The 23,789-nt window shown below is 34.2% G+C and carries 18 protein-coding genes and 1 pseudogene; 13 read left to right on the forward strand and 6 right to left on the reverse strand.

What is annotated here, in order from left to right:
- Positions 1-5: 5 nt before the first annotated feature.
- Positions 6-752 (forward strand): uroporphyrinogen-III synthase, encoded by a 747-nt coding sequence (locus GKR88_17445; protein QMU65882.1) that lies wholly within the window; start codon positions 6-8, stop codon positions 750-752.
- 18 nt (positions 753-770) lie between these two features.
- On the opposite strand, the gene radA is transcribed toward GKR88_17445, so the two are convergent.
- The 5 genes and pseudogenes from radA to GKR88_17470 form a co-directional block, all read right to left on the reverse strand.
- A complete protein-coding gene (gene radA / locus GKR88_17450; protein ID QMU65883.1) occupies positions 771-2,129 on the reverse strand; it encodes a DNA repair protein RadA in 1,359 nt (452 codons plus the stop codon).
- A 35-nt stretch (positions 2,130-2,164) separates the two neighbouring features.
- Positions 2,165-3,115, reverse strand: a complete 951-nt coding sequence (locus tag GKR88_17455; protein ID QMU65884.1) for a flippase-like domain-containing protein — start codon at positions 3,113-3,115, stop codon at positions 2,165-2,167.
- 2 nt (positions 3,116-3,117) lie between these two features.
- The gene (locus GKR88_17460) at positions 3,118-3,468 is read right to left on the reverse strand and encodes an aspartate 1-decarboxylase (protein ID QMU65885.1); all 351 of its coding nucleotides are present in this window, start codon (positions 3,466-3,468) and stop codon (positions 3,118-3,120) included.
- Positions 3,469-4,192: 724 nt separating this feature from the next.
- Positions 4,193-6,611, reverse strand: a pseudogene (locus GKR88_17465) (N-6 DNA methylase).
- Between the two features lie 2 nt (positions 6,612-6,613).
- Positions 6,614-6,937, reverse strand: a complete 324-nt coding sequence (locus GKR88_17470; GenBank protein QMU65886.1) for a helix-turn-helix domain-containing protein — start codon at positions 6,935-6,937, stop codon at positions 6,614-6,616.
- A 203-nt stretch (positions 6,938-7,140) separates the two neighbouring features.
- On the opposite strand from GKR88_17470, the gene GKR88_17475 reads away from it, so the two are divergent.
- A complete protein-coding gene (locus tag GKR88_17475) occupies positions 7,141-7,284 on the forward strand; it encodes a hypothetical protein (GenBank protein QMU65887.1) in 144 nt (47 codons plus the stop codon).
- Positions 7,285-7,484: 200 nt separating this feature from the next.
- Here the strand turns inward: GKR88_17475 and GKR88_17480 are convergent, their stop codons facing one another.
- The gene (locus GKR88_17480; GenBank protein QMU65888.1) at positions 7,485-8,333 is read right to left on the reverse strand and encodes a pantoate--beta-alanine ligase; all 849 of its coding nucleotides are present in this window, start codon (positions 8,331-8,333) and stop codon (positions 7,485-7,487) included.
- Positions 8,334-8,428: 95 nt separating this feature from the next.
- Between GKR88_17480 and GKR88_17485 the strand changes: the two genes are divergently transcribed.
- The 11 genes from GKR88_17485 to GKR88_17535 all read left to right on the forward strand — a co-directional run bounded on the left by GKR88_17485 (position 8,429) and on the right by GKR88_17535 (position 23,755).
- Entirely contained in the window at positions 8,429-9,238 is an 810-nt protein-coding gene (locus tag GKR88_17485; protein ID QMU65889.1) for a glycogen synthase, read from the forward strand.
- Between the two features lie 25 nt (positions 9,239-9,263).
- Positions 9,264-10,826, forward strand: coding sequence for a DUF4270 family protein (locus GKR88_17490; GenBank protein QMU66770.1), 1,563 nt, complete (start codon positions 9,264-9,266; stop codon positions 10,824-10,826).
- A 22-nt stretch (positions 10,827-10,848) separates the two neighbouring features.
- Positions 10,849-12,705 carry a glutamine--fructose-6-phosphate transaminase (isomerizing) gene (gene glmS / locus GKR88_17495; GenBank protein ID QMU65890.1) on the forward strand — a complete coding sequence of 619 codons (1,857 nt, stop codon included), beginning with the start codon at positions 10,849-10,851 and terminating at the stop codon, positions 12,703-12,705.
- A 546-nt stretch (positions 12,706-13,251) separates the two neighbouring features.
- The gene (locus tag GKR88_17500; protein ID QMU65891.1) at positions 13,252-14,589 is read left to right on the forward strand and encodes a microtubule-binding protein; all 1,338 of its coding nucleotides are present in this window, start codon (positions 13,252-13,254) and stop codon (positions 14,587-14,589) included.
- Between the two features lie 228 nt (positions 14,590-14,817).
- Complete coding sequence (locus tag GKR88_17505) at positions 14,818-15,879, forward strand: hypothetical protein (GenBank protein ID QMU65892.1); 1,062 nt, start codon at positions 14,818-14,820, stop codon at positions 15,877-15,879.
- A gap of 50 nt (positions 15,880-15,929) precedes the next feature.
- Positions 15,930-17,888 (forward strand): AAA family ATPase, encoded by a 1,959-nt coding sequence (locus GKR88_17510; protein ID QMU65893.1) that lies wholly within the window; start codon positions 15,930-15,932, stop codon positions 17,886-17,888.
- A gap of 77 nt (positions 17,889-17,965) precedes the next feature.
- Positions 17,966-19,201 (forward strand): hypothetical protein, encoded by a 1,236-nt coding sequence (locus GKR88_17515; protein QMU65894.1) that lies wholly within the window; start codon positions 17,966-17,968, stop codon positions 19,199-19,201.
- Positions 19,202-19,239: 38 nt separating this feature from the next.
- A complete protein-coding gene (locus tag GKR88_17520) occupies positions 19,240-19,722 on the forward strand; it encodes a hypothetical protein (GenBank protein ID QMU65895.1) in 483 nt (160 codons plus the stop codon).
- 247 nt (positions 19,723-19,969) lie between these two features.
- Positions 19,970-21,673, forward strand: a complete 1,704-nt coding sequence (locus tag GKR88_17525) for a hypothetical protein (protein QMU65896.1) — start codon at positions 19,970-19,972, stop codon at positions 21,671-21,673.
- 13 nt (positions 21,674-21,686) lie between these two features.
- Entirely contained in the window at positions 21,687-22,226 is a 540-nt protein-coding gene (locus tag GKR88_17530; GenBank protein QMU65897.1) for an NADPH-dependent FMN reductase, read from the forward strand.
- A gap of 221 nt (positions 22,227-22,447) precedes the next feature.
- A complete protein-coding gene (locus tag GKR88_17535) occupies positions 22,448-23,755 on the forward strand; it encodes an IS1634 family transposase (protein ID QMU65898.1) in 1,308 nt (435 codons plus the stop codon).
- Positions 23,756-23,789: the final 34 nt, after the last annotated feature.

Genomic DNA, 23,789 nt, shown 5'->3' on the forward strand with positions numbered 1-23,789 from the left:
TGAGTATGAAAGTGAGAACAATATTGGTATCGCAGCCGGCACCAAAAACAGAGACATCTCCTTACCACGATTTGTCTACTAAGCAAAAAGTAAAAATTGATTTCAGGTCTTTTATTCACGTAGAAGGGGTTACTTCCAAAGAGGTCAGAGCACAAAAAATTGATTTATCTAATTTTACGGCAATTATTCTGACAAGTAGGAATGCAGTAGATCATTTTTTTAGGATTGCAGAAGAAATGCGTTTCAAAGTTCCGGATGCTATGAAGTATTTTTGCCAGTCGGAAGCAGTGGCTTTTTATCTTCAGAAATATGTAGTATACAGAAAACGTAAAATTTATGTTGGAAACAGAACGTTTACGGAATTATGCAAGTTGATAAAAAAGCATAAGGAAGAAACGTTTTTATTACCCTCGTCTGATAGGTTGAAACCAGAGATTCCAAATTCGTTAGAGATGTTGGAAGTAAACTGGAAAAGGGCTGTTTTATACAAAACCATAGTTAGCGACCTCTCCGATTTGGAAAATGTTTTCTATGACGTATTGGTATTTTTTAGCCCGTCGGGAATTGATTCGTTATTTAAAAATTTTCCGGACTTTAAACAAAGTAATACCAGAATTGCAGTATTTGGAAATTCGACTATAAAAGCAGCAACTGCTGCAGGGTTAAAGTGCCATATTACAGCACCGTCGCCCGAGACACCTTCTATGGCTATGGCTTTGGAAAGATACATTAAAGAAGTAAATAAGAAATAAGTTGAGTTTTCTTAGTTTTTATGCAAATAAGGTAGCAAAAGCCTCTTCTATTTTTCCTGCCGGAATGAGTTTAATTGTACGTTTTGCCGGAGTGATTTTATTATACTTGGAAGTAACAAAAGTAGTATACCCTAATTTTTCGGCTTCAAGGATTCGCTGATCAATTTTAGAAACGGGCCTGATCTCTCCTGCCAAACCTATTTCCGCAGCAAAACAAACTTGAGGAGAAATGGCAATGTCTCGTCCGGAAGATAGTATGGCAGCAACAACTGCCAGGTCCATTGCAGGGTCGTTTACGTGTATTCCGCCGGTAATGTTTAAAAAAACATCTTTGTTTCCTAGTGCAAATCCGGCGCGTTTTTCTAACACAGCCAAGAGCATGTGCAAACGTTTTAAATGATATCCTGTGGCTGCCCTTTGCGGTGTTCCATAAACCGCACTACTAACCAATGCCTGAACTTCTACCATTAACGGTCTTATTCCTTCCAAAGTGGAAGCTATTGCCGTACCGCTTAAATCAACATCTTTTTTTGAAATCAATATTTCGGAAGGATTGGAAACTTCCCGTAAACCGTTGGATAGCATTTCATAAATCCCCAATTCAGCTGTAGATCCGAATCTGTTTTTTGGGGAGCGCAAAATTCTGTACGTATGATTCCTGTCCCCCTCAAACTGCAAAACAACATCTACCATATGTTCCAGAATTTTAGGACCGGCAATATGCCCTTCCTTATTTATATGTCCAATCAGCAGGACAGGAGTGGCGGTTTCTTTAGCAAACTTTATTAACTCGGCAGTAGTTTCTCTTATTTGGGAAATACTTCCGGGAGAAGCTTCCATAGTATTTGTATACAACGTTTGTATGGAATCAATTACCAATAGTTGAGGTTTTACCTCTTCAATATTCTTAAAGATTAATTGTGTATTGGTTTCGGTTAGAACTAAACAGTTTGAATGGTCAGGTTGTAACCTTTCTGCCCTCATTTTTATTTGAGATTGACTTTCTTCTCCCGATACATATAATACACTTTCGGAAATGTTTAGAGCTATTTGTAGAAGCAGTGTTGATTTTCCAATTCCGGGCTCTCCGCCTAACAGTATAACAGAACCTTTTACCATACCACCACCTAAAACCGTATCTAGTTCAACATTATTTGTAGTGATTCTCTCCTCGGGGTTTAATTGGATCTCATTTATTTTTAATGGTTTGGAAGTGCCTTTTGTATTTGTAGGTTGCTGCCAACTCCTTTTTTCTCCTTTTTGAATACGTTCTTCAACAATGGTATTCCATTCATTACATATACTGCATTGCCCCATCCATTTCGGATATTGAGTACCACAATTTTGACAGAAAAAAGTAGTCTTTATTTTAACCATTAAAAGTAGGTTTTATACATAGAAGGAAAATTTATTTAGGCGGCCTTATTATAAATAGGCAACAGTAAAAAAGCCAATCCGCCAAAAATAATAATCATAGCGGTTTGGGCAGACCACATAACACTTCCAAATGCAAGTGAAGGCTCTTCAGCTACTCCAAATAAATTAAAAGCCGTGGCTACAGCTATAGGGTATAACCCAACACCGCCGTTAGTGGCGGCAATACTTAACCCGCCGGCAATAAAACCGACCAAAATACCTCCAAAAGGGACATGCAATCCTTTGATGGCCGGTATGGTTGCCCAAAACATTAAAACATATAGTACCCAAATAAAAACAGTATGAAAAATAAACGCCCATTTTTTTTTCATCTTAAAAATACTGGAAACACCATCGATTAAACTAATGATGAAATTCTTTATTTTTAATAATATTCCTGATTTGGCTCTTTTAATGAAAGATAAAAAAATAAAAAACCCAACAGCTATAGTCAGTAATACAATGCTTATTTTGATTGGATTAAAATTTTCAATTAAAAGAGTATATATAAAATCGAATTGAAAAAAAAGTGTAATGATAATAATGACAAACATCATTATTAGATCTGCAATTCTCTCGGCAACTATGGTTCCAAAACCTTTTTCAAAAGGGATGCTTTCATAGTTTGTCATGACCGTTGCTCTTGAAATTTCCCCTGCCCTGGGAATCGCTATATTGACAAAATATCCGATTAAAACAGCTAATGTACTATTTACAAATCTCGGCTTATAACCCATAGGTTCTAATATGAATTTCCACCGATACGCTCTCGAAAAATGACTCAAAACACCAAAAAGTAAACCTAAGGCAATCCACCAGTAATTGGCATTTTTAAAATACTCTAAAAGTGTTTCAGGAGGAATGATCGTAAATAAATACCAAACTAGAAGCCCTCCAATGACCAGTGGCAGTATTACTTTTAAAAACTTTTTATGTCTAGGATTCAAAATTAGGCTAAAGTATTTGTTGTTTCATTTGGAAAAACCAATGCAGGGTTAAAGTTTTTAGCTTCTTCTAAATCCATATATGCATAAGCAATTATTATAAGAATATCCCCTACGGCAACTTTTCTGGCAGCCGCTCCGTTTAAAGTAATTTCACCCGTTCCTCTTTTGCCGGGAATGACGTAAGTTTCCAGCCGCTCTCCATTATTGTTATTGACAATCTGCACTTTTTCACCTTCTATGATATTAGCAGCACCCATCAAGTCCAAATCTATGGAAATACTGCCGATATAATTTAAGTCGGCTCCTGTTACTTTAACTCGGTGGATTTTTGATTTTACTACTTCAACTAACATGTTACAAAAATACTATTTTTTTAAATCTTATATAAATTACAAATTTTAAATTCACCATTACGGGCTCGGCTATGCGTAGTTCGGGATTTTGAAGCACTTCACTTTTAGTTTAGTACTTGGTTTATTTGATGCAAATAACTTCATTTTCAACACTTTGCCCGCATTACGTATAGCTTTTGTTGTGCCTCCGTTGTTATTTCTAAATATTATCACTATATGGCAATGTTTTAATATAATTTTCCATAAACAACCAATCAGGATTCCCGTCTTTTTTTGTTGGAAGCTTTATTATTTCATTTTTAAATTTATTCATAAATGCCTTACGTCCAAACTTAAATTTATATTGATTTTGTTTCATTATCGTAGTGATAAATAATGCATTATACTTGTTCAAATTAGGATTATGAAAAGCATAGATTTCGTCAGAGGCAGTAAACTCTCCGCTTACCCAAAAGGCAGTTCCAAAAGTAGAATAAACAATACAATCTTTTTCTACAAAAAGAGGATTCTCTATACTGTCAGTTAAGCTATTATTATATTCCGAAGCAGAATAATAAGGCATTTCACCTTTGATTCTATCTGATTCAATAAGTCGTTCTCCGTGTTTAATTTTTGTCCATAATTTTTTATCAATAAAGCTAAACTCTTTCCAATCACTCCTATCTATTGGTGTGCCTTTACTTTGATTTTTAGTATCTATTTTTCTAAAATTAATTTTATTTCTCAAAGATTTTATATACTCTTCCATATATTCAAAGTCAGGATTTCCATCTTTGTTAATTGGTAAGTATATTTTTTCTTTTTTTAATCTATCGTTACTTATTTCTCGCCCGAAATTGTATCTGTATTTTATTTTTTCAAAAATTGGTTTGAAGAATATTGCAATATGTTTGGTCAATTCCCTGTTTTTTAACCAAATAACAGTAACGTGGTCAGATGCGACAAATTCATAATCGTGATAAAACAGATAACCGACACTTCCACTATTTGAAAGTGTCATTTTGTTGTTATGAATTACCATATAGTCAGGAGGAGAAATGTAATTATCTACGCCATTATTATGAGCAGTTGAGGAGATATAAGCAATATCACCTGAAATCTGATTTTGTGTAGTTAATCTTCTCCCACGCCGGAACTCACAAACTTGACAAAATTTAAAATATTTATATTGCTTATTCATCTTGATTATTTTCGTAATAAGAACTAACTGCACCCAATAATTCGGTTTCTGATAAATCTTTGTCCAAAATATTCAAATCTTTTTTAACCTGAAAAATCATATAATCAGAAATAGATTTGATGAAATCGTCTTCATTCAGTGTTGAATAATCTGTTTTACTATGAGCATAAATTGTCCATTCATCTTTAGGTTTTATTTTTGTACGAACAAGTGTAATGTCATTGGGCGTTGAAGTTGGTTTTAATGCATCAAGTAATTGTTGTTCGATTGATGTCCATCTTCCATATACATCAGTTCTCCCTTTATTTTTGGCAAGAACAAAGCCGTCATCTCTTAAATCATAAAATACTACTTCATCGTTTTTGTAGTCAAAACTTCGGTTTGTTTCAAATACGGCTATTGCGGTATGTGTTGATGCATTAGGTTGAAATAGTTCCCCCGGTATATTAATTACATATTTTAACGTGTGTTTCTTCAGAATTTGTTCACGAATATTTTCCTCTTTGAAATAAGTAGATAAAGGAGCAATAATTATACCGTATCTTGAACAATTATCTAACATCTTTACTAAAAAAGTAATCTCTTTTGGAGTAGGGTCATTTTTATTCTCTTTACCACTATATGGTGGATTGATGAATCCAATAGTTGGCTTAAATTTATCTAACTCATTTTGTGCTTTTGGGTTTCGTATTGAATCGTAATTAAAAATAGATGATTTACCATCACCACGAAATAACATATTAGATATTGCACTAATATACATAGTAGGATTTAGTTCAAAACCAAGTAGTTGATTTTCTTTTACTTTCTTAATTGCAATATTTTTATCTGTACGATGACTTTTACTGATTTTATCAATTAAAGCATTCATCCCTGCAATTAAAAATGCACCTGTCCCGCAACAAATATCTACAATCCTATCATTATCTTTCAAATCTATTAACTTGGTAAATAGAGTAGTAATATGTCTTGGTGTAAGTACAATTCCCTTTTTTACATTTGAAACTCCTGCATATTTTAAAAATTCTTCATAAAATTTTCCTATAATATCGTAGTTGGAATTGCTTGCAAACTGATTTTCAAATAATGGAATTACTGCTGTTTCTAGCTCAATTAAAATATCTTTTAAAATACTTGTACTGTTCAATGTCTGGTCAGTAGATAGAAACGCTAATTCTGTGCTCAAGGCTTGAAGTTTTTCATCAGGAATACCTTCAATCTTAAGAATATTCTTTACTGTGTCAAGAACACGATTAGTAATTGTAGTAGATTGATATGTTTTATAGTGGTCAGGAAAATCATTAATGTAATTTTCAGAATTCTTTTCAACTCTATGTAAACAAATCATCAGTGCGGAAAGTAAAACAGGACGTTTTTGAGAATCAACACTACGTAGTAAATTGTTGATTTTCTTACTCGAACTACTTACAGTTGCAACAGCTTCTTCTTCATTTAACGAATTAAACAATGCCAAAAATTGTTCTTCATTCATAAAATTAGTAACCTGACTAAGCGGGATAATTTTATTTTGCTTTGTATCTATGGTATAGCAATTAAATTTATATTGATATTCCAACGACATATCTCCACTTACGGCAATGCCAAGAATTTTCCATTTATTAAAAAAATCTTTAAGATTATTCTTTAAGTTACTGTTGAAGAAACGACTTAAATACCATTTAATTCCACTTATAGCACCTTTTTCTTTATCGGGATTCTCGTGGTCTTTGATTGATGATTTTTCTTCAACTAAAACAAGAAATTTATTATGAACATCAACAAAAATTCTGTCAGGGTATCCTATTTTCTGGTTTTCCTTTTTTGAAGCTGTGCTTAAAACTTGTTTGATTTCATTAGTCAACTTATTTTCTGTTTGGCTATCATCCCAATCAGCTACATTATATCCTAATGATTGCAACTTTTGAGTAACACTTGGTGTTATATTTTTATCTTTTCGTGCCATAATTACAATTCTAATTTACCTTGTTTGGCGTTAATATTCTTATAATAATGTGCAGTACTTTCAGCAACGGCAAAAACATTGTCAGAACAATGATTTTTATATGCTTCTTTAGCAAATTTGTCAGCAAATAACAAATCGCGTATTTTCTGTAAGTCAATTTCAAAAATCTCAGAGAGTTTTTTTAGTTTTGATACACTAAACTTTTGAGTACCATTTTCTATACGGCTTATAGCACTCGAATTAATCCCAATTTTAGCTCCAAAATCAGTTTGTGTCCACTCTCTTTTTTCTCTCTCGGCTTTTATAAAATGTCCAAAACTTGTCATTTTCTATAATTCTATTATACGATTTGATGTATTTTTAGCAAATGTAATCATAATTTGCGAAATAATAGTCGAGATTTTTGTTTTTATCAGAGACTTAATATCGTTTTAGTGGATTCTTACAATGAGGCACAACGAGTTTTTATCTCCTAAATATCAACTGATTAAATTTAATTTTTGTGAAGTTAATTTTTAGATTCAATATAGTGAACTCATTTAAACTTTTTGGATGTAAGCGAACATTAGAAGTTTTTAGGGCTGTTGAAGGATTTTTTGAGTTTCATAGTAGCGCTACGGAAGGAAAAAAAGACAAAAACAGAGCGGAAAACAGTAATTTTTTAGCAAATTGAAAAAGTTTAAATGAGTTCAGTATAAAAAAGAAGAGATTTTTATAAAAAGGTGATATATTCCGTATTAAAATTGATTTGGCTGCAAATTTCTTCTTTCTTGAAAATTTTAAATCCTCAAAACCAACAGGTTATTACGGGTCAAAATTTTCTTCGAGCATCGAACTTTTTTGCCAAATCAATCCTCCAAAGGTCTCAAGAAGTTAAGCTTCCAGTGCAATATTGTCTATCAAACGTACTTCTCCTGCAAAAACAGCAATAAAGGCCCTGTATTTTTTAGCGCTTTCTTTGTTCGAAATTTCTTGTAAGGTAGTAGCATCGGCAATTGTAAAGTACTCTAATTTTAGAAAGGAATTGTTTTGAAATTGATTTTCAACCCATAGCACAATTTCTCCAACAGGCTTTTCTTTAAAAAGATGTGTTACTTTTTTTAAGGTAGCATAAATGAATGGAGCTTCTGATCGTTGTTTTTTACTCAATCTAAGATTTCTGGAACTCATAGCCAAACCATCTTCTTCTCTATGGGTAGGACATCCGCGTATTTGAACAGACATTTGCTGTTTTTCAACCAGTTTTTTTATAATCTGCAGTTGTTGAAAGTCTTTTTCCCCAAAATATGCTACATCGGGCTGTACAATTTCAAGAAGTAATTTTACAATGGTGCTAACACCATCAAAATGACCTGCTCTATATTTCCCTTCCATTTCAAGCTCTAGCCCTTCAAAATTAAAACACTTAGCCACAATACTGTTGCCATACATTTCATGTACTGAAGGAAGAAATAAAACATCACATTGTTCTTTTTTTAGGAGCTCAATATCTTGGTCGATGGTTAAAGGGTAATCGGTGAAATCTTTTTTATTGTTAAACTGAGTGGGATTAATAAAAATACTGACTACAGTGACGTGGTTATTTCTCTTTGATGCTTTTATCAGGGAAAGATGTCCTAAATGGAGTACGCCCATAGTAGGGACAAAACCTATGGAAAGATTTTGAATCTTTACACTTGAGAGATGGTTGATTAAATGATTCTTTGTCTTACAAATATACATTAATCTCGGTTATAGCATATATACAAACTTAGCATTTTAACAACAATTTTACATAAAAATTTGTAGTTTTGCACTTCTTGTAAAGATTAGGCTTAATGAAAGATAAGAGAATATTATATGTTTCTTCCGAGGTAATTCCCTATCTGCCTGAAACAGAAATAGCGTCAACTGCATTTAATGTAGCGAAAAACACACATTCTAATGGAGTGCAAACGAGAATATTTATGCCTCGTTTCGGAGTTATTAACGAAAGAAGGCATCAATTGCACGAAGTGATAAGGCTCTCGGGTATGAATCTCATTATAAATGATATGGATATGCCTCTTATTATTAAAGTAGCCTCTATTCCCAGAGAAAGAATGCAGGTATATTTTATTGATAATGATGAATATTTTAAGAGAAAAGCCATTTTTACTGATGAAGATGATGCGCTTTTTACTGATAATGATGAAAGAGCTATCTTCTTTGTCAAAGGAGTTGTGGAAACGGTTAAGAAACTAAACTGGGCACCGGATATTATTCATGTACACGGATGGATGGCTTCTTTACTTCCTTTATATTTAAAAGAATATTATCCCGAAGAACCTTTATTTACGGGGAGTAAAATAGTTACTTCCATATATAATAAAGGGTTTGAAGGCTCGTTAAATAAAAAACTAATCGATAAAATTCGGTTTGATAAATTACCTGAACATAAAATTTCAGAGCTTTCAAAACCAAACTATATAAATATACTAAAGAATGCTATTGTAAACTCTGACGCTGTTGTTTACGGAAGCACGGAGGTTGACGAAGAATTGTCTTCTTTAATTGAAAGTGAAAATAAACTGGCTCTTCACTATAATCCGGAGGATTATTTGGAGCCTTATTTAGGCTTTTATAAAGAGATTATCTCTGCAAATTAATTAAGAATTTATGTTGAAAGGAAATATGAAAACAGTGATAACGGTTAGTTGTTTGACTTTACTGTTGATTGGTGTGATTTCGTGTGAAAAAGATTTCATCGATATTGGCTCATCTATTATTAACAACAACGAATTTAATGTTAAAGATACCATATTGGAAGTTGTGGTGACGGAAAAACCCGTTACCAGTGTAAGAGCAGATGGTTTCTCACTGGGAGGAGCTTTAGGTCAGTATTTGTTAGGCGTATATAATAATGCTAATTATGAAAAAATAGAAGCTTCCGTAATTTCTCAATTATTAATTAATCCTATTGCCAGAGTTGTGGATATGGATTATGGAGCAGATACAACTGTTGTTACTAAAATAGATACTGTTTATTTAAAATTACCGTACCAATCTACATTAAGAACTGACGGTTCCAATGAATATGATTTGGATTCTATTATCGGGAATAGAAATGCGCCTTTTAATCTGAATATTTACCAAATATCAACATTTTTAAATACGCTGAATCCCATGAATCCGGCTGTTTCCAATTCCTTTCAGTCCAATGCAGTCTACCAAACCATTTCTGCTGAATTAAATGCTGATGTAAATTATCAATTTATTCCAAAAGCGAGCGATACCATAGTTATTGTAAGCAGAAAGTTGCATGATGGAAGTATTTATGATAAAGATACTATCAAATTAACACGCAGTATTCCATTTGCCAGAGTACCACTTAAAAATGACCTGTTAAAACAATTGTTTTTAGACAGATATCAAACAGCAGATTTTGCAACACAGGAAGCCTTTAATAATTATTTCAGAGGAATTCTCCTGGAAGCAAGCGGAAATACAGGATCTTTAATTTCTTTTAATTTTAATAACCCTACTACCGAATTCGTCCCGTCAATAGAAATCTATTATACAAATACGGTGTTAGCTTCGGGAGCAGTGATTGATACGATAAAAAAAAATGATTCTTTTAGATTGTCCGGAGTTAGAAACAGTATTTATAAAATGACACCCAATAATCCTTCGCCTTCGGGAAGTTTTCAAATTCAAGGTACGGCAGGAAGCCATGCAGATATTACTGTTTTTGGACCAGATGCCAATAATAATAACCTCTCTGATCAAATAGAAGCACTAAGGCCAAGAAACTGGCTGATCAACGATGTGTCCTTAACCTTTCATATAAATCAGGATATTGTCGGATTTGATACCATAGCAACACCATTCAGGCTGTTTTTATACAAAAACGGGGAGGGTCAAAATTTAAATCCCTCACAGATTAAAGATATATTATCCGAAGGAACAGGTATTTTTGGAGGGATATTAGAGTTGACTACTGAGAAAAAACCAGATAAGTATACTTTTAGAATTACGGATTATGTATCCGACTTATTAAGTGGAGCGACAAATTATTTACCTCCTTTAACACTTAAAGTTTTTAACCCTACGGATATACCGACAAACAATGCAGATACGATTGTTAATACATATAACTGGAATCCCAAAGCTGTGATGCTCTTAAATCATTTACCAACGAATGGGGACAGAAGAGCTCAATTAAAGATTTCGTATTCTGAAAAAATAAATAACTAGTTAAACATAAAAAGGAAAAAGCATGTGTGGAATTACGGGTTATTTAGGCTATAGGAAAGCATATCCCATAGTCATAAACGGACTCAAAAGGTTAGAATACAGAGGCTATGACAGTGCAGGAATCATGATGTTTGACGGAAAACAAATGAACCTGTCTAAAACAAAAGGAAAAGTTTCCGATTTGGAAAGAATAATAGAACAAGAGCCCTATAGAAAAGAAGGAAATATCGGTGTAGGTCATACACGATGGGCAACACACGGAGTGCCAAATTATTTGAATTCACATCCTCATTTTTCCGAATCGGGTGATTTGGTAATCGTACACAATGGAATTATAGAAAATTATGATACCTTAAAAAAAGAGCTGATTTCCAGAGGGTATATCTTTAAAACAGATACCGATACAGAAGTCTTAGTCAACTTAATAGAAGAAGTAAAAAAACAAGAGCAATGTAAATTAGGGAAAGCTATGCAAATAGCTTTAACTCAGGTTATAGGGGCATATGCAATTGCGGTTTTTGATAAAACAAAAACAAATGAAATAGTTGTTGCCAGATTGGGAAGCCCGATTGCAATTGGTATAGGTAAAAATAACAATGAATTTTTTGTAGCTTCAGATGCTTCTCCTTTTATTGAATATACTAAGGATGCAGTCTATCTGGAAGACGAAGAAATGGCCATTATTAAACTCAATAAAGAAATTAAAGTACGTAAGATAAAAGATGACTCTCTTGTTGATACAAAAATTCAGGAGCTACAATTAAGCTTAGAGGAAATAGAAAAAGGAGGCTATGAACACTTTATGCTCAAAGAGATTTACGAACAACCTAAAGCCATTGTAGATACCTATAGAGGAAGAATGCTTCCGGATAAGGGAATCATCAGAATGGCGGGAGTTGATAACAATTTGGAGCGTTTTTTAAATGCCGACAGGATTATTATCGTAGCTTGTGGCACCTCCTGGCATGCGGGATTGGTTGGAGAATATTTGCTGGAAGATATGGCAAGAATTCCGGTAGAGGTAGAATATGCTTCGGAATTTAGATACAGAAATCCGATTATAACATCAAACGACATTGTAATAGCCATATCACAATCGGGCGAAACAGCAGATACACTTGCCGCCATTAAATTAGCAAAATCCAAAGGAGCTTTTGTTTTTGGAATATGTAATGTTGTCGGATCTTCTATAGCAAGAGAATCACAAGCGGGAGCTTATACACATGCAGGACCTGAAATAGGAGTTGCATCTACAAAAGCTTTTACAACACAAATTACCTTATTGTCTCTCATCTCATTAAAATTAGCAAGAGCTAAGGGAACGCTTTCTCATTCTACATTTCATATGTACTTACAAAAAATGCAGCTAATCCCGGAAAAAGTACAAAAACTGTTGGAAATTGACGAAAAGGTAAAAGAAATTGCAGCAGTTTTTAAAGATGCCAAAAATTGCCTGTATCTGGGAAGAGGATTTAATTTTCCGGTTGCTTTGGAAGGTGCTTTAAAATTAAAGGAAATATCATATATCCATGCGGAAGGCTACCCCGCTGCCGAAATGAAACACGGCCCCATAGCGCTAATAGATCAGGATATGCCCATTTTTGTTATAGCAACAAATAAAGGACACTATGAAAAAGTAGTAAGTAATATTCAGGAAATTAAATCCAGAGCAGGAAAAATAATAGCTATTGTAACAGAAGGAGACGTAACAGTTAAAGAAATAGCAGATTATGTGATTGAAATACCGGAAACAGAAGAAGCACTAACCCCATTGTTGACGACAATTCCCTTTCAGTTACTATCCTACCATATAGCAGTGATGTTAGAAAAAAATGTAGACCAACCCAGAAACCTGGCTAAATCAGTAACCGTGGAGTGAAGAAGCAATTTGGGCCTAAAATAATGCAGCCACATATGATTTTATACCAAAATGAATATTAAAGTGGTCTAAAGATTGTGTGAGGAAAATTTCAAAGTTCGAGTTAAAAAACACAGACATAGCCTTAATTACGCCAAGTATTTTTAGCGATGAAATTTGGAATTTTCATAGCAAGATTGGACTATTTTAATATTCTTTTTGGTATTACCTCATGATTGCAAATATACTCTTATTTTACCTATTTTACAATAAGAATGATAATTGCATTTTCCTTGTTCTGGTAAAGAAGATGAACTCATTTAAACTTTTTCAATTTGCTAAAAAATGGGTGTTTTTAGCTCTGTTTTTATCTTTTTTCCTTCCGTAGCGGTGCTATGCAACTCAAAAAAGCTTTCAACATATCTAAAAACTTCTAATGTTCGCTTACATCCAAAAAGTTTAAATGAGTTCGATATAAAAAAACAAAATAATTATTCGAGTTTCGGAAAATTTTAACGAACTTGCTACACAAATTAATTTATCTAACCTTAAAAAAATAGATGCTATATGTCCGATGATTTTGATTTACTAGAAACAAATTCTAACGAAAAAACCGATAAAGTTGACGTCAACTGGGGGAAAGCCATAGATACTATGAAATCTAAATTGGCACAGGAAGACGATCCTGAAATGCGCCAAAAGATATTAAATGCAACATTAGATGATGTTGTACACATGGCAGAAAAAGACAGAACCAGTTTGCTGGATGCTATCAAAGATTTGACAGATTACCAGGATGAAGTGGGGATCATTTTTGAAAAATTTTCATCATTAAATGCAGATGAACAAAAAATAATTGACGACGCACAAAAAGATCTGGAACGTGCAAAAATAAAACTCGAAAACGCAGAGAAGAAACCGGATACATGGTGGAATAACCTTTGGGGGCGAAAAAGTAAAATTAGAAAAGCCCGGGAAGAATTAAAAGAAGCTCAAAAAGTAAGAGATAGTGCCGATAATAAAGCAAAAGCCATGTTCCAGGAACGTATTGAAAAAGCCGATATTCAAACACTTTTAAATGAATTGTCCTATAAGAGCCAGGCTGCGGTCAAGAGGTTGAAAACCCGTGAGGTTGAAATTAAAGAAGTAGAAGATAAGTTGCAAACAGCTATTGTAGAAGCCACAAAAAATCACACCAAAGCCTTAGAAAAAAAGAAAGAAACAGAAGCCAAACTGGAAGAACAATACAGTTTGCTAAAACAGGCACGACAAGAACTGGAAGAAATAGCAGATAAACAATCTACCGAATATGCAGAAGCAATTGGTAAAGTAACCGAAGTAGAGCAAAAAGTAGAAGAGTTAGAAGGCCTGCGAAATGCATATACAACACTGGCGGCCAGTAAAGATAGTTTTGTTCATAAACACAATTTAACCATTAAAGTACTAACATCATTAAGAAGTAACCTGCAAACACATCGTGCAAAACTAAAAAGCGATACCGAAGAGCGATTAAAATATTATGATGGATATGTAGTGGCTTTAAAAGCGAGAACAGACCAGGAATTTGCAGCTATTTTGGAACATTTGGGCGTAAAAACAGATGAACATATCGGGGAAACACTCGCATCCATGCATACGGCTAGTGCAAAAGCACGTCAGGAAATGATGGATAATATCCCTGTTCATGAGAAAGTCATGCAAGGAGTCTATAGTAGTTATGCCGAGGCTTTACACGAGATTAGAGAAAAAGATACCGATATTCAAAAGAATTTTTCAGACCGTTACGGAATAGATATGAAACAGCTTTTTGAAGATTATTATAAGACAAATCCTTCAACTGATAATAGCCATGACCCTTCGGAAGCTCCAAAACCTAAAGGAAATACAGACGACTTATTATCCTGAATTTGATGTAACACTTGCGTAAAATAGATAACTAATTTAAACAAGGAAGAAGGTCATATGGTTTTTTGAATAGCTAAAAAAGGCTTTTGTAGCTATTGGTCTGGTAAAGAAGCTCAACCTCCAAAGGAAATTTAAGAGAAAGCCATTTGAAACCAAATTCATACAAATACAGAGGGCTTTCTATTTTGCAAAAGCCTTTAAAAGTTAATAGAAGTATAAAATATAAAAATGTCTGTAAGTCACATTACCACACCTTTAGACACTGCGGTTTTAGATTCTAAAGAGCAGTATGTGTTCTACCATACAATGTTGGATTTTTCGCTCAAAGAGTTGGTAGTTAGTACACAAAGACAGCAGATATGCAATAGCAAAGAAATTATTTTCTTTAAACAATATTGCGATTTGCTTTTGTATTCCGTTGAGGCAATGCGCATAAAATATATGTACGATGCAGAGGAGAATATGAAAATAGACTTAACCGACTCAGGTTTTCCAAACTACCTGGAATTCAGATATTTATATAATGATTTGCAATTGCGTAAAAATTATTTGGGGAAACTGATAAGCCCGGATATTTTAAAGGAAGAATTTTTACACACACTACTCCATAAGAAAAAACCCGTTGAAAAAGACAAGCTGTTTCAAGCAGTGTCCGTAGTGTATTATACCTCTGTAAAAGAACAATATATATTTAATCGTTTTGTACAGGGAAAAATAATTGACGCGCCAAAAAATATAACAGCAGATTTGCTAACCAGTTGGAGTTTTTATGATGTTACCACCAACAGGCCTTACATCTGTTTTATGTATTTTGATTTTGCCGGTGATCATATGGCGAATTATAAAAGAAGATTATACAACGTTTTAAAATCCAATGCGGATAGAGATATGAAACTGGATACCATGGCATATGCCATTGACAAAAAATTGCCGGAAATACACCCCAAACATATCAAGAGAATAGATCTCGGTCCCCTGCATACTGTCTTTGCAAAAGATAAAAATGAAATTACACATACCATCTTAGAAGCCATAGGAAAAAAAGAAATAGCTTTAGCATCCTACGCGCTATCACTCACTGTAGATGAAGTACGGTCCGGAGGTACATTTAACGAAGGAAGTTTTTTTGCTAAACAAAAAATGCAGCGATGGAATAAAATTGCTACACAAAAATATGTTTTGGCACCACATAGAATTATACAATTATTATATAATAAAGTACCGGAAGTTTTACATAATTTAACAAAACCTCCAATTCAAGTTGCCGACCTTAAAATAAATAAAAAATAACGCTAAGAAGTTTGGATTCGCAATTGCAGAATATTGAAATATAGAAACAAATGGAACAAAACCCAACATTTCCGATAAAAAAATCAGAACTGAATATACTCAGAGATGAAGCATCATCTTATATAAAAAGTATACAATGGCAACAAAGTCAACGCGCAAAAAATAAAGATAAAAACGCAAAAAACGAATCTATTTTATTGTACCTGTCAAGAGCAAATAGCGGAAGCAGTGTAGCGGTTACTTCAGTTTCAAAAACAATATTAGCACTCAAAAAACGCCTGCTACCCGACTCTGTTGCACTTCCTCTATATCTGAACCAAACCTTATATGCAGTACAAGAAGGGCTTACAGTAGGCCTTTGGATTAAAGATAGTTTTTACGACAGTTCCGGTTTATCCGGATTAAGCGAACGCAGGGATACATTGGATTCAAGTGGAAAACGAGCGTTTGAGAGCAAAATGCACACCGCTACGGCGTTTATACTATTCTCAGCAGCATATCATATGCTGTATCACTTAAAACCACACGCTTCCGATGACCTGAGTGTAATGGAGCAAAAGTTTGCCGGAATTCCGGAGGTATCGCTTCTATCACCTTTAAAAGGGGTGGCCTGTAGCCTGTTTTATTACGATAAATATCTGGGACACCCGGAAATCATAAAGTCAGATAAAGATGTTATTGACTTTACAGTAGTCTATTTTGAAGCGTTGACAGATGAAATTCAACTGCGAAAAAGTAGCTTGGAATATACGGAAACCATTGAAGACAGAACGTACAAACTTGAAGGCTCGGACTTTACGATTTCAGGTTGGAACAACGTCTTTTCGGGAACAGCCGTTAGTATTGAGTTTAACAAAATTCAATTCGAACAGATAGTAGGAAACAGAGATGCAAAACATTTTGCAAGGCGGCTGACCGAGCGTATGCTAAGCTATGATTTTGAAGCTAAAAAAAATCCGTTTCAAGAGTTAGGCGGATTTATGCCTGCATTTATGGGATATGGCATCCCGGGAACCGGAAAGAGCATGTTGATTGCCGCCATAGCCACACGCTTAAAAGAACACTGTGATCATTTGGAAATTCCATTTCTGTTTCATCCTATGCCGGATACTCTGATTAGTACATTTCAAGGAGGCTCTGCAGAGAAAATGGTAGCTTGGATGAAACCAATGCAAGACCCGACCAAACTCATTTTTGCACCGATTGACGATGCCGAAAATAATTTACAAGAAAGAACCGCACAAGGAGTTTCTGCAGGAGTAAAGGAAGTCATAGGAGTATTCCTGCGCTATACCGAAGGAGCCTATGCAGTAAATTATGGAAACAGCTCGATAGGCTTGTTTACCAACCTGCCGGAAATGTTAGATAAAGCAGTGATTTCCAGAGTGCAAGGCAGGTTTAAAATCGATGGAGCAAGAACAACACATGACTTTTTAGATCAGGACTATTTGTGGTGGTCTAAACTGGATAAAACGATGCCTGATTTTGTAAATATGAAAAACCCGTCAAACTATACGTTTTTACAAGATCAGGGGTTGGCTAAAAATATGGGCGACATTTTGAATACTGTAGAAAAACCCGTGGAAGAACGCGTTTTGCAAGCCTACGACAAAGCAGAAGCCAGACACAAAACAGATGAACATGCATTCTACGCTGCTCTCTACAAAGAAATTCAGACTATTTTTCCGTTTTTTTCTTCAAGAGATATACGTAATATACAATCCGCTATTTCTTTAAGGTTGACAGATTTTGACTTAGAACAAGACTGGTTCAATAATCCGGAGATATATTTTAAACAAAATTACGAAACAAAATATCAAATGCTTCGGGAACTTATGAAATCAAATATGAAAGGATTGAACTTCTCTGAAATCAGAAGACAGGAAGTAGTGCACTATCTGGATAACGTGGCAACCATTGCAGATACTGATTTTAAACGGAAAGTAGAGGCAAGAGTAACCCAATTACATATTGATATGGAGGCAAGAGAAAAATTTGAAAAATTATGAAAAAGGAAGTCAACCATAAAAAATAGGAAGTTTATGGATGGCTGTATATTTTAAAATATGATTTTGATAAGAGAAGAATGGAAAAACTAAAAGAAGCAAACCTGTATTTAAGCAAACTGATTCCTGTTAGCGGGAAATTAGTAGAACGCTATAATGCCTGCTTGCTGAAATTGGGTTTTACTAAAACAAAACTCAAATCATTTTCCATAGACGGTATGGGCTGGAGTCCTGAAATTGCGGAAGAAAAAAAGAATACACACTATTTAAACAATGGAGAAGCAAACCCGCATTGCATTATCATTAGCCCTTTACAAAGAGAATTACCCATATATATGCCCTTTCACTCTTTTGATAAAGAATTAATGAAACAAATATTTAAAATCCACGGAGATAAGATCAATGATATTACCCGGGATGCTGCAATATGTGTAGATTTTGATCAAAAAATAGATGTTTTTTATGAAGTGTGGGATATCATAAAATATAAAGAAATTGTTATTAGTTTTCGATTGATGAATGATTTGGATAAAGCCAAAGAAGAACAATCGGAACTCATCGCTTATTTTCATAAAGAAAACAACTTTATAGATGAGGTCATCCATTGGAAATTATTAGAATCGGGTAAAAAATATGGTGATTTAAGAAACAGGAATCTGAATATGGAAGAAATCCACTATCCGTTAGAATCATTTTATACAAAAGCTTTTGGCGGGGTGTATATGTTGCGGAATATTGTGTTACCGGTACTCATTTTTGAAGATGATACACATTATGATGAAGCATTAAAAAGCAAAACCGGAGACGTGCTAATGTATCATATTTCAGATGCCGAATTAATAGAAAAACTACAAAGTTATTCTTTGATTGAACTTGATTTGGAAGAAGAACTAATGAAGAAAAGATATCCCCGGATAAAAAAATACATGTTTTCCGAATATTTAACAAAAACAAACCATTTGGTTAAAGATATTTTGGAAGACAGAATGCTGTTTAAAAGCTATCTGAATAAAATAGATATAGATGCACGTAAAAAAGTAATGAGCGTTGAATTATATTTGGAAAAGAAAAAATCAGGAATGTTTATCAAACCGGATGAAGTTATTGATAAAGAAATGTTACATGCTTTGTATAAGCCGCATTCGTCGTTACAACCTGATTATCAGGATTTAATATGGAAGTTGCTGGTAAATATAGCACCAAAAGATATATTGTTTATGTATTGGTATGACAAAGAAGAGTTTTATAAACAGTTTAAAACCTGGAATACTTCCATGAAAGACTGGGCAGTGGAAGTGATACGTAACCATATATAAGCGAGCTCAATTATAAACCAATTTAAAAACAGATTATCATGACACTGGAATTTATCGCATTTATTGCTTCTGTATTATTTGGAATTTTAATCTATTGGAGAGAATCCAATGGAAATGGACTGTATCGGTTTTTAAATAAACTAATCCATTCAAAGAAATTACAAATGAAACCCGAAGATAAAACAGGTTTCGTATATCAGCAGAAATTTATCTTGCGGCTTGTTTTTATAACATTCTTGTTTTTGATAATTATTTTAGCCTTACGCTTTTTAATTCCTGTTAGTTATGGTACAGTTTCTATGTTTGTATCCGGTATAGTAGGGACACTCATCGGAACATATATTGCCGGAATTGTTCTGAAATCAAGTAAAATAATAGATGAAAAAGCAGCAGATTTGAAAGACATGATTCACGATACCTTTGACGATACAAAAGCAGATGTTACAAATACATCGGAGACGCCTGAAGAAAAAGAAGAGAAAAGCGCCCGGGAAAGATTAAAAGATAAAGGGCTTTTATAGAATACCTGTTTAGATACTTACATGAACACTCTTTAATATTCAGTTAAAAAAGGTGTAATAACGGATAGAGACCTTTGCAGAATTGATTTGGCAAAAAAGTTCGACGCCCGAAGAACATTTTCAACCGGAATAACCTGTTGGTTTTGAGGATTTAAAATTTTCGAGAAGGAAGAAATTTGAAGCCAAATCAATTTTAATACGGAATATATCACTATTTTGCAAAGGTCTCAGATATCAAATAATAATTATGATCAAAAGATATTGGCAAAAGGGAAGAAAGCAAAAAATAATTGTCAGCGGATGTATATTACTAGCAATGCTTGCCCTATTCATTTTGCGGGATGACTATCAACCCGGGCTGTTATTTCTTAGAAAATACATTGCTGTCATACTACTAAGCCTGGCAATATTGTTTTTCGGTTTACAAAAGTTTAGAAGATCTGCAAGCACTCTGAAAAGATTGGGAATTTTAGGACTGCTGGCGTTGTTTTTTAGCTTGTCATATATAGCAGGTTGGCGCTATGAACTCTATAAATATATGAAAACATATAATGTTTTTAATAATTTAAACAGATTAGCAATCAACGAATTACCACTTACTCGAAATGAACGTATTCAACCATTACAGAATATCTTTTCAATGGCAAACGAATCCGTAGGGGAGACAAAAGATGTGTCGTTGCCCCAGTTGGTAAGGGTAGACGGAGAGAATAAATGTACCATGGCAATACAACCTACGAAAAAATATATTTGGCAACGAATTAGCGATCATACCGAAGAAGTTTTTGCAGTATCAAGTACCACACCCTTTCCAAGATTTTCTAACGAAAATAGAATTCCGGTAACTTTTTCAATTGGAGAATCACTTAAATTTAGTCGAAATACTTACAATGCAGTAGTACAAAGGTTTGGTTTTTTTCAATTGTTTACTACAGAACCCGGTGATACGTTTTATATGAAAGATGATGAAGGACAATGGGTACAGGTAGTAAGCCTCATTAAATGGAAAGGTTTTTTATTTCCTTACCCGACTTTTGGAGGCGTGATGATAATAAAAAACGGAAAACATCATTTTTCTGATTACCTGGAACGTATCTTTATAGGAAAAGGAACCTATATAAGCCCTGAAAATATGGCAAAATATCCCTATTTAAAGAAGCAGAATATACTGTCGGAAAAAGTATCGCGCTTACAAGCAGAATCATTAAAATTCTTAGGCGGGTTTACCGATCCCTTACCCTGGAAGATGAAGACAGCCGTTAAAATTCCTGATTTGCCCGATGACCAAAACCAGCAGCCCTTTGTCACAGATTGTGAATTCAAAGGAGTAGTACCCGATGCATACAATGGGTTATATCATTGGTTCGGATTAGAACCCATAGGAGACGAACGTACCAGTTTGGCTTACAGTGTTTTTATTTCTGCAGATGGGACAGATGCACTTTATTATTATGATCATGCATCAAAAAGACAAGGATATGCAGGCGTTTCTGCCATGCCTTTAAAAGTCATAGAATCTCGTAAAGAGTTTGACTGGTCTGTAAATAAACCGGTAGAGTTCAGACCCTACATCAAACATATTGCAGGAAGGAAAAGAATGTTTTTCCTCGGAACAATCTCGACTGTTAGAAAAGATTCGGAAAAGTTTGACGGTGCTGCCACTCCGGATCTGGCACTGATAGATAGCGAGTATCGTGATGTAGTCTGGATAGATGCCAAACACCCAAGCAAATGGGATGAACAAGTATATGATCAACTAAATGAAGCATGGAGAGCCGGCGAAAAAATTGATTTTTATTATAAAAATGATGATTTCTTGCCAGCAGCCGAAAAATCAAAACAATATACGGACTCTATTCAGTTGGTTTCCGAAAAAGAAAAAGATCTGAAAGAAATTGAAAAGCTGGAAAAAAAGATAGACTCTATTAAAAGAAATCAAAAAGAAAAATAAGAAATTTTTAAACATGAAAAAAATACTCGCCTTTGCAGGAAGTATCAGTAGTACTTCTATTAACAAACAATTAGCAGTATATGCCGCCGGTTTACTAGACAAAGTGGAATACGATATTTTAAATATGAATGAGTATCCTGCACCTCTGTTTAGCATAGATGAAGAAAAAAACGGTTTCCCGGAAAATATGCTACGATTATCGGAAAGACTAAAAACATATGATGGCTTTATAATCTCCTTGGCAGAACATAACGGTTCATACGCTGCAGCATATAAGAATACCATAGATTGGCTCTCTCGAATTGAATTAAAAGTATTTAACAAAAAACCAATGCTACTGATGTCAGCTTCGCCGGGAGGTAGAGGAGGAGCTTCCGTATTAGCAGCAGCAAATGCATATTATCCTCATTTAGTAGCCGAAATTATCGCAAATTTTTCTTTACCAAAGTTCTATGACCACTTCAAAGAAGGAAAAATTACAGATGCGGAATTAGATCATGCATTAGAAAATGCAGTAAGTCTTTTTCTCAAAGAAATACAGTTGGAAAGTTAGAGAGTTTCAAGTTCAGTTTTAAAAAACACTTTTATAATGCAGGTGATGAATATTTATAATAGATTTTCTTATAGCACCATAGATTAAATCTATCAAATATCAAAAAGTAGGTATTAAAGTTCTCCTGACTTGTCCGCTATTTATTGGGTTCAAAAATTTAGTTTTGATAATCAGTAGTTTATCTTCAAAAAAGTGTACTTTGACCGTACTAATTGGGTCAAATGCTACATGTCAGAGTCATCAAAACCAAAGGGGATTCTAAATCCGTACAGGTATATCATTACCAAAAAAGCAAACGCGTTATCGTTAAGCACATTGGTTCGGGTTCTACTGAACAGGAGATAACTGCTCTATTAGAAATGGCTAAAGTTTTCATAGCAGACCACACTAAGCAAGTCTATTTATTTGAAGAACAGCAACCCAATGAGCAAAACGTTTTGCTTAGTCAATGCGTTTACTTGGGTTCTTACTACACATTCTTATATGATATCCTTAGATCAATACAACATCACATAGGCTATACCTTAATAACAGATAGCTTACTTAATGATTTAGCTTTGATGCGTATTGTAGAACCCGCTTCAAAGCTTCGCTCGATAGTATTAATGGAAAGCTATTTTGGTATTGTTCATAGACACCAAGGTTATTACGAGTCAGTTCTAAAGTCTTTAGAGTTAAAACATGCCATAGAAAAACAAACTCTAAAATTTGCCAAGACAGATTATGGTTTTGACTTTTCAATGGTATTCTATGATGTAACCACCCTTTATTTTGAGAGTTTTACAGCTGATGAACTTCGTAAAACAGGATTTTCAAAAGATGGCAAAGCACAACAGCCTCAGATATTAGTAGCACTTTTGGTAACACCTCAAGGTTTTCCTGTGGGATACCATGTCTTTTCCGGTAATACTTTTGAGGGGTATACGCTAATACCAGTCATTCAGGATTTTATTAAAAAGCACAAGGTAAAGCACTTTACCGTAGTTGCAGATGCCGCCATGATAAGTGCCGATAACATACAAGCACTAAAACAAGAAGACATCCACTACATTGTAGGTGCTAGATTAGGCAACCTGTCTTCGGATATGTTAACCCAAATAGATAACGCTTTAAAAAGAGAAGATGGCAAAAATATAAGGCTCAAAACAGATAAAGGTTCTTTAATCTGTAGTTTTTCTAAAAAGAGATATAACAAAGACAAGCACGAGATGAACAAGCAAATAGATAAAGCCAAAAATCTTATGCAACAACCCTCAAAAATCAAAAAAGTAAAGTTTATAAAAACTGATAATAGCAAAACTAGTCTCAATGAAGAACTCATTGCAAAAACCAAAATGCTACTTGGAGTAAAAGGCTATTACACCGACATTAAAGCTAATGTCGTAAATAATGCAACAATCATCAAAAATTATCACGAACTCTACAGGGTAGAGCAAGCCTTTAGAGTATCAAAGAACGATTTGAAAACCAGACCTATCTTTCACTTTAAATCACACACCATACAATTGCACAGAGACCTTTACAGTTGAAGGCTACAATAGTTTATTCAGACATTTCTTAGCT

The organism is Flavobacteriaceae bacterium (assembly GCA_014075215.1).
In the GTDB taxonomy this organism is placed as follows: domain Bacteria; phylum Bacteroidota; class Bacteroidia; order Flavobacteriales; family Flavobacteriaceae; genus Polaribacter.

Coding starts and splice junctions, on each gene's coding strand:
- GKR88_17500 (QMU65891.1), top strand. CDS start 13,252: ATGTCCGATGATTTTGATTTACTAGAAACAAATTCTAACGAAAAAACC.
- glmS (QMU65890.1), top strand. CDS start 10,849: ATGTGTGGAATTACGGGTTATTTAGGCTATAGGAAAGCATATCCCATA.
- GKR88_17515 (QMU65894.1), top strand. CDS start 17,966: ATGGAAAAACTAAAAGAAGCAAACCTGTATTTAAGCAAACTGATTCCT.
- GKR88_17505 (QMU65892.1), top strand. CDS start 14,818: ATGTCTGTAAGTCACATTACCACACCTTTAGACACTGCGGTTTTAGAT.
- GKR88_17535 (QMU65898.1), top strand. CDS start 22,448: ATGCTACATGTCAGAGTCATCAAAACCAAAGGGGATTCTAAATCCGTA.
- GKR88_17480 (QMU65888.1), bottom strand. CDS start 8,333: ATGTATATTTGTAAGACAAAGAATCATTTAATCAACCATCTCTCAAGT.
- GKR88_17520 (QMU65895.1), top strand. CDS start 19,240: ATGACACTGGAATTTATCGCATTTATTGCTTCTGTATTATTTGGAATT.
- GKR88_17460 (QMU65885.1), bottom strand. CDS start 3,468: ATGTTAGTTGAAGTAGTAAAATCAAAAATCCACCGAGTTAAAGTAACA.
- GKR88_17530 (QMU65897.1), top strand. CDS start 21,687: ATGAAAAAAATACTCGCCTTTGCAGGAAGTATCAGTAGTACTTCTATT.
- GKR88_17525 (QMU65896.1), top strand. CDS start 19,970: ATGATCAAAAGATATTGGCAAAAGGGAAGAAAGCAAAAAATAATTGTC.
- GKR88_17485 (QMU65889.1), top strand. CDS start 8,429: ATGAAAGATAAGAGAATATTATATGTTTCTTCCGAGGTAATTCCCTAT.
- GKR88_17510 (QMU65893.1), top strand. CDS start 15,930: ATGGAACAAAACCCAACATTTCCGATAAAAAAATCAGAACTGAATATA.
- radA (QMU65883.1), bottom strand. CDS start 2,129: ATGGTTAAAATAAAGACTACTTTTTTCTGTCAAAATTGTGGTACTCAA.
- GKR88_17490 (QMU66770.1), top strand. CDS start 9,264: ATGAAAACAGTGATAACGGTTAGTTGTTTGACTTTACTGTTGATTGGT.
- GKR88_17470 (QMU65886.1), bottom strand. CDS start 6,937: ATGACAAGTTTTGGACATTTTATAAAAGCCGAGAGAGAAAAAAGAGAG.
- GKR88_17445 (QMU65882.1), top strand. CDS start 6: ATGAAAGTGAGAACAATATTGGTATCGCAGCCGGCACCAAAAACAGAG.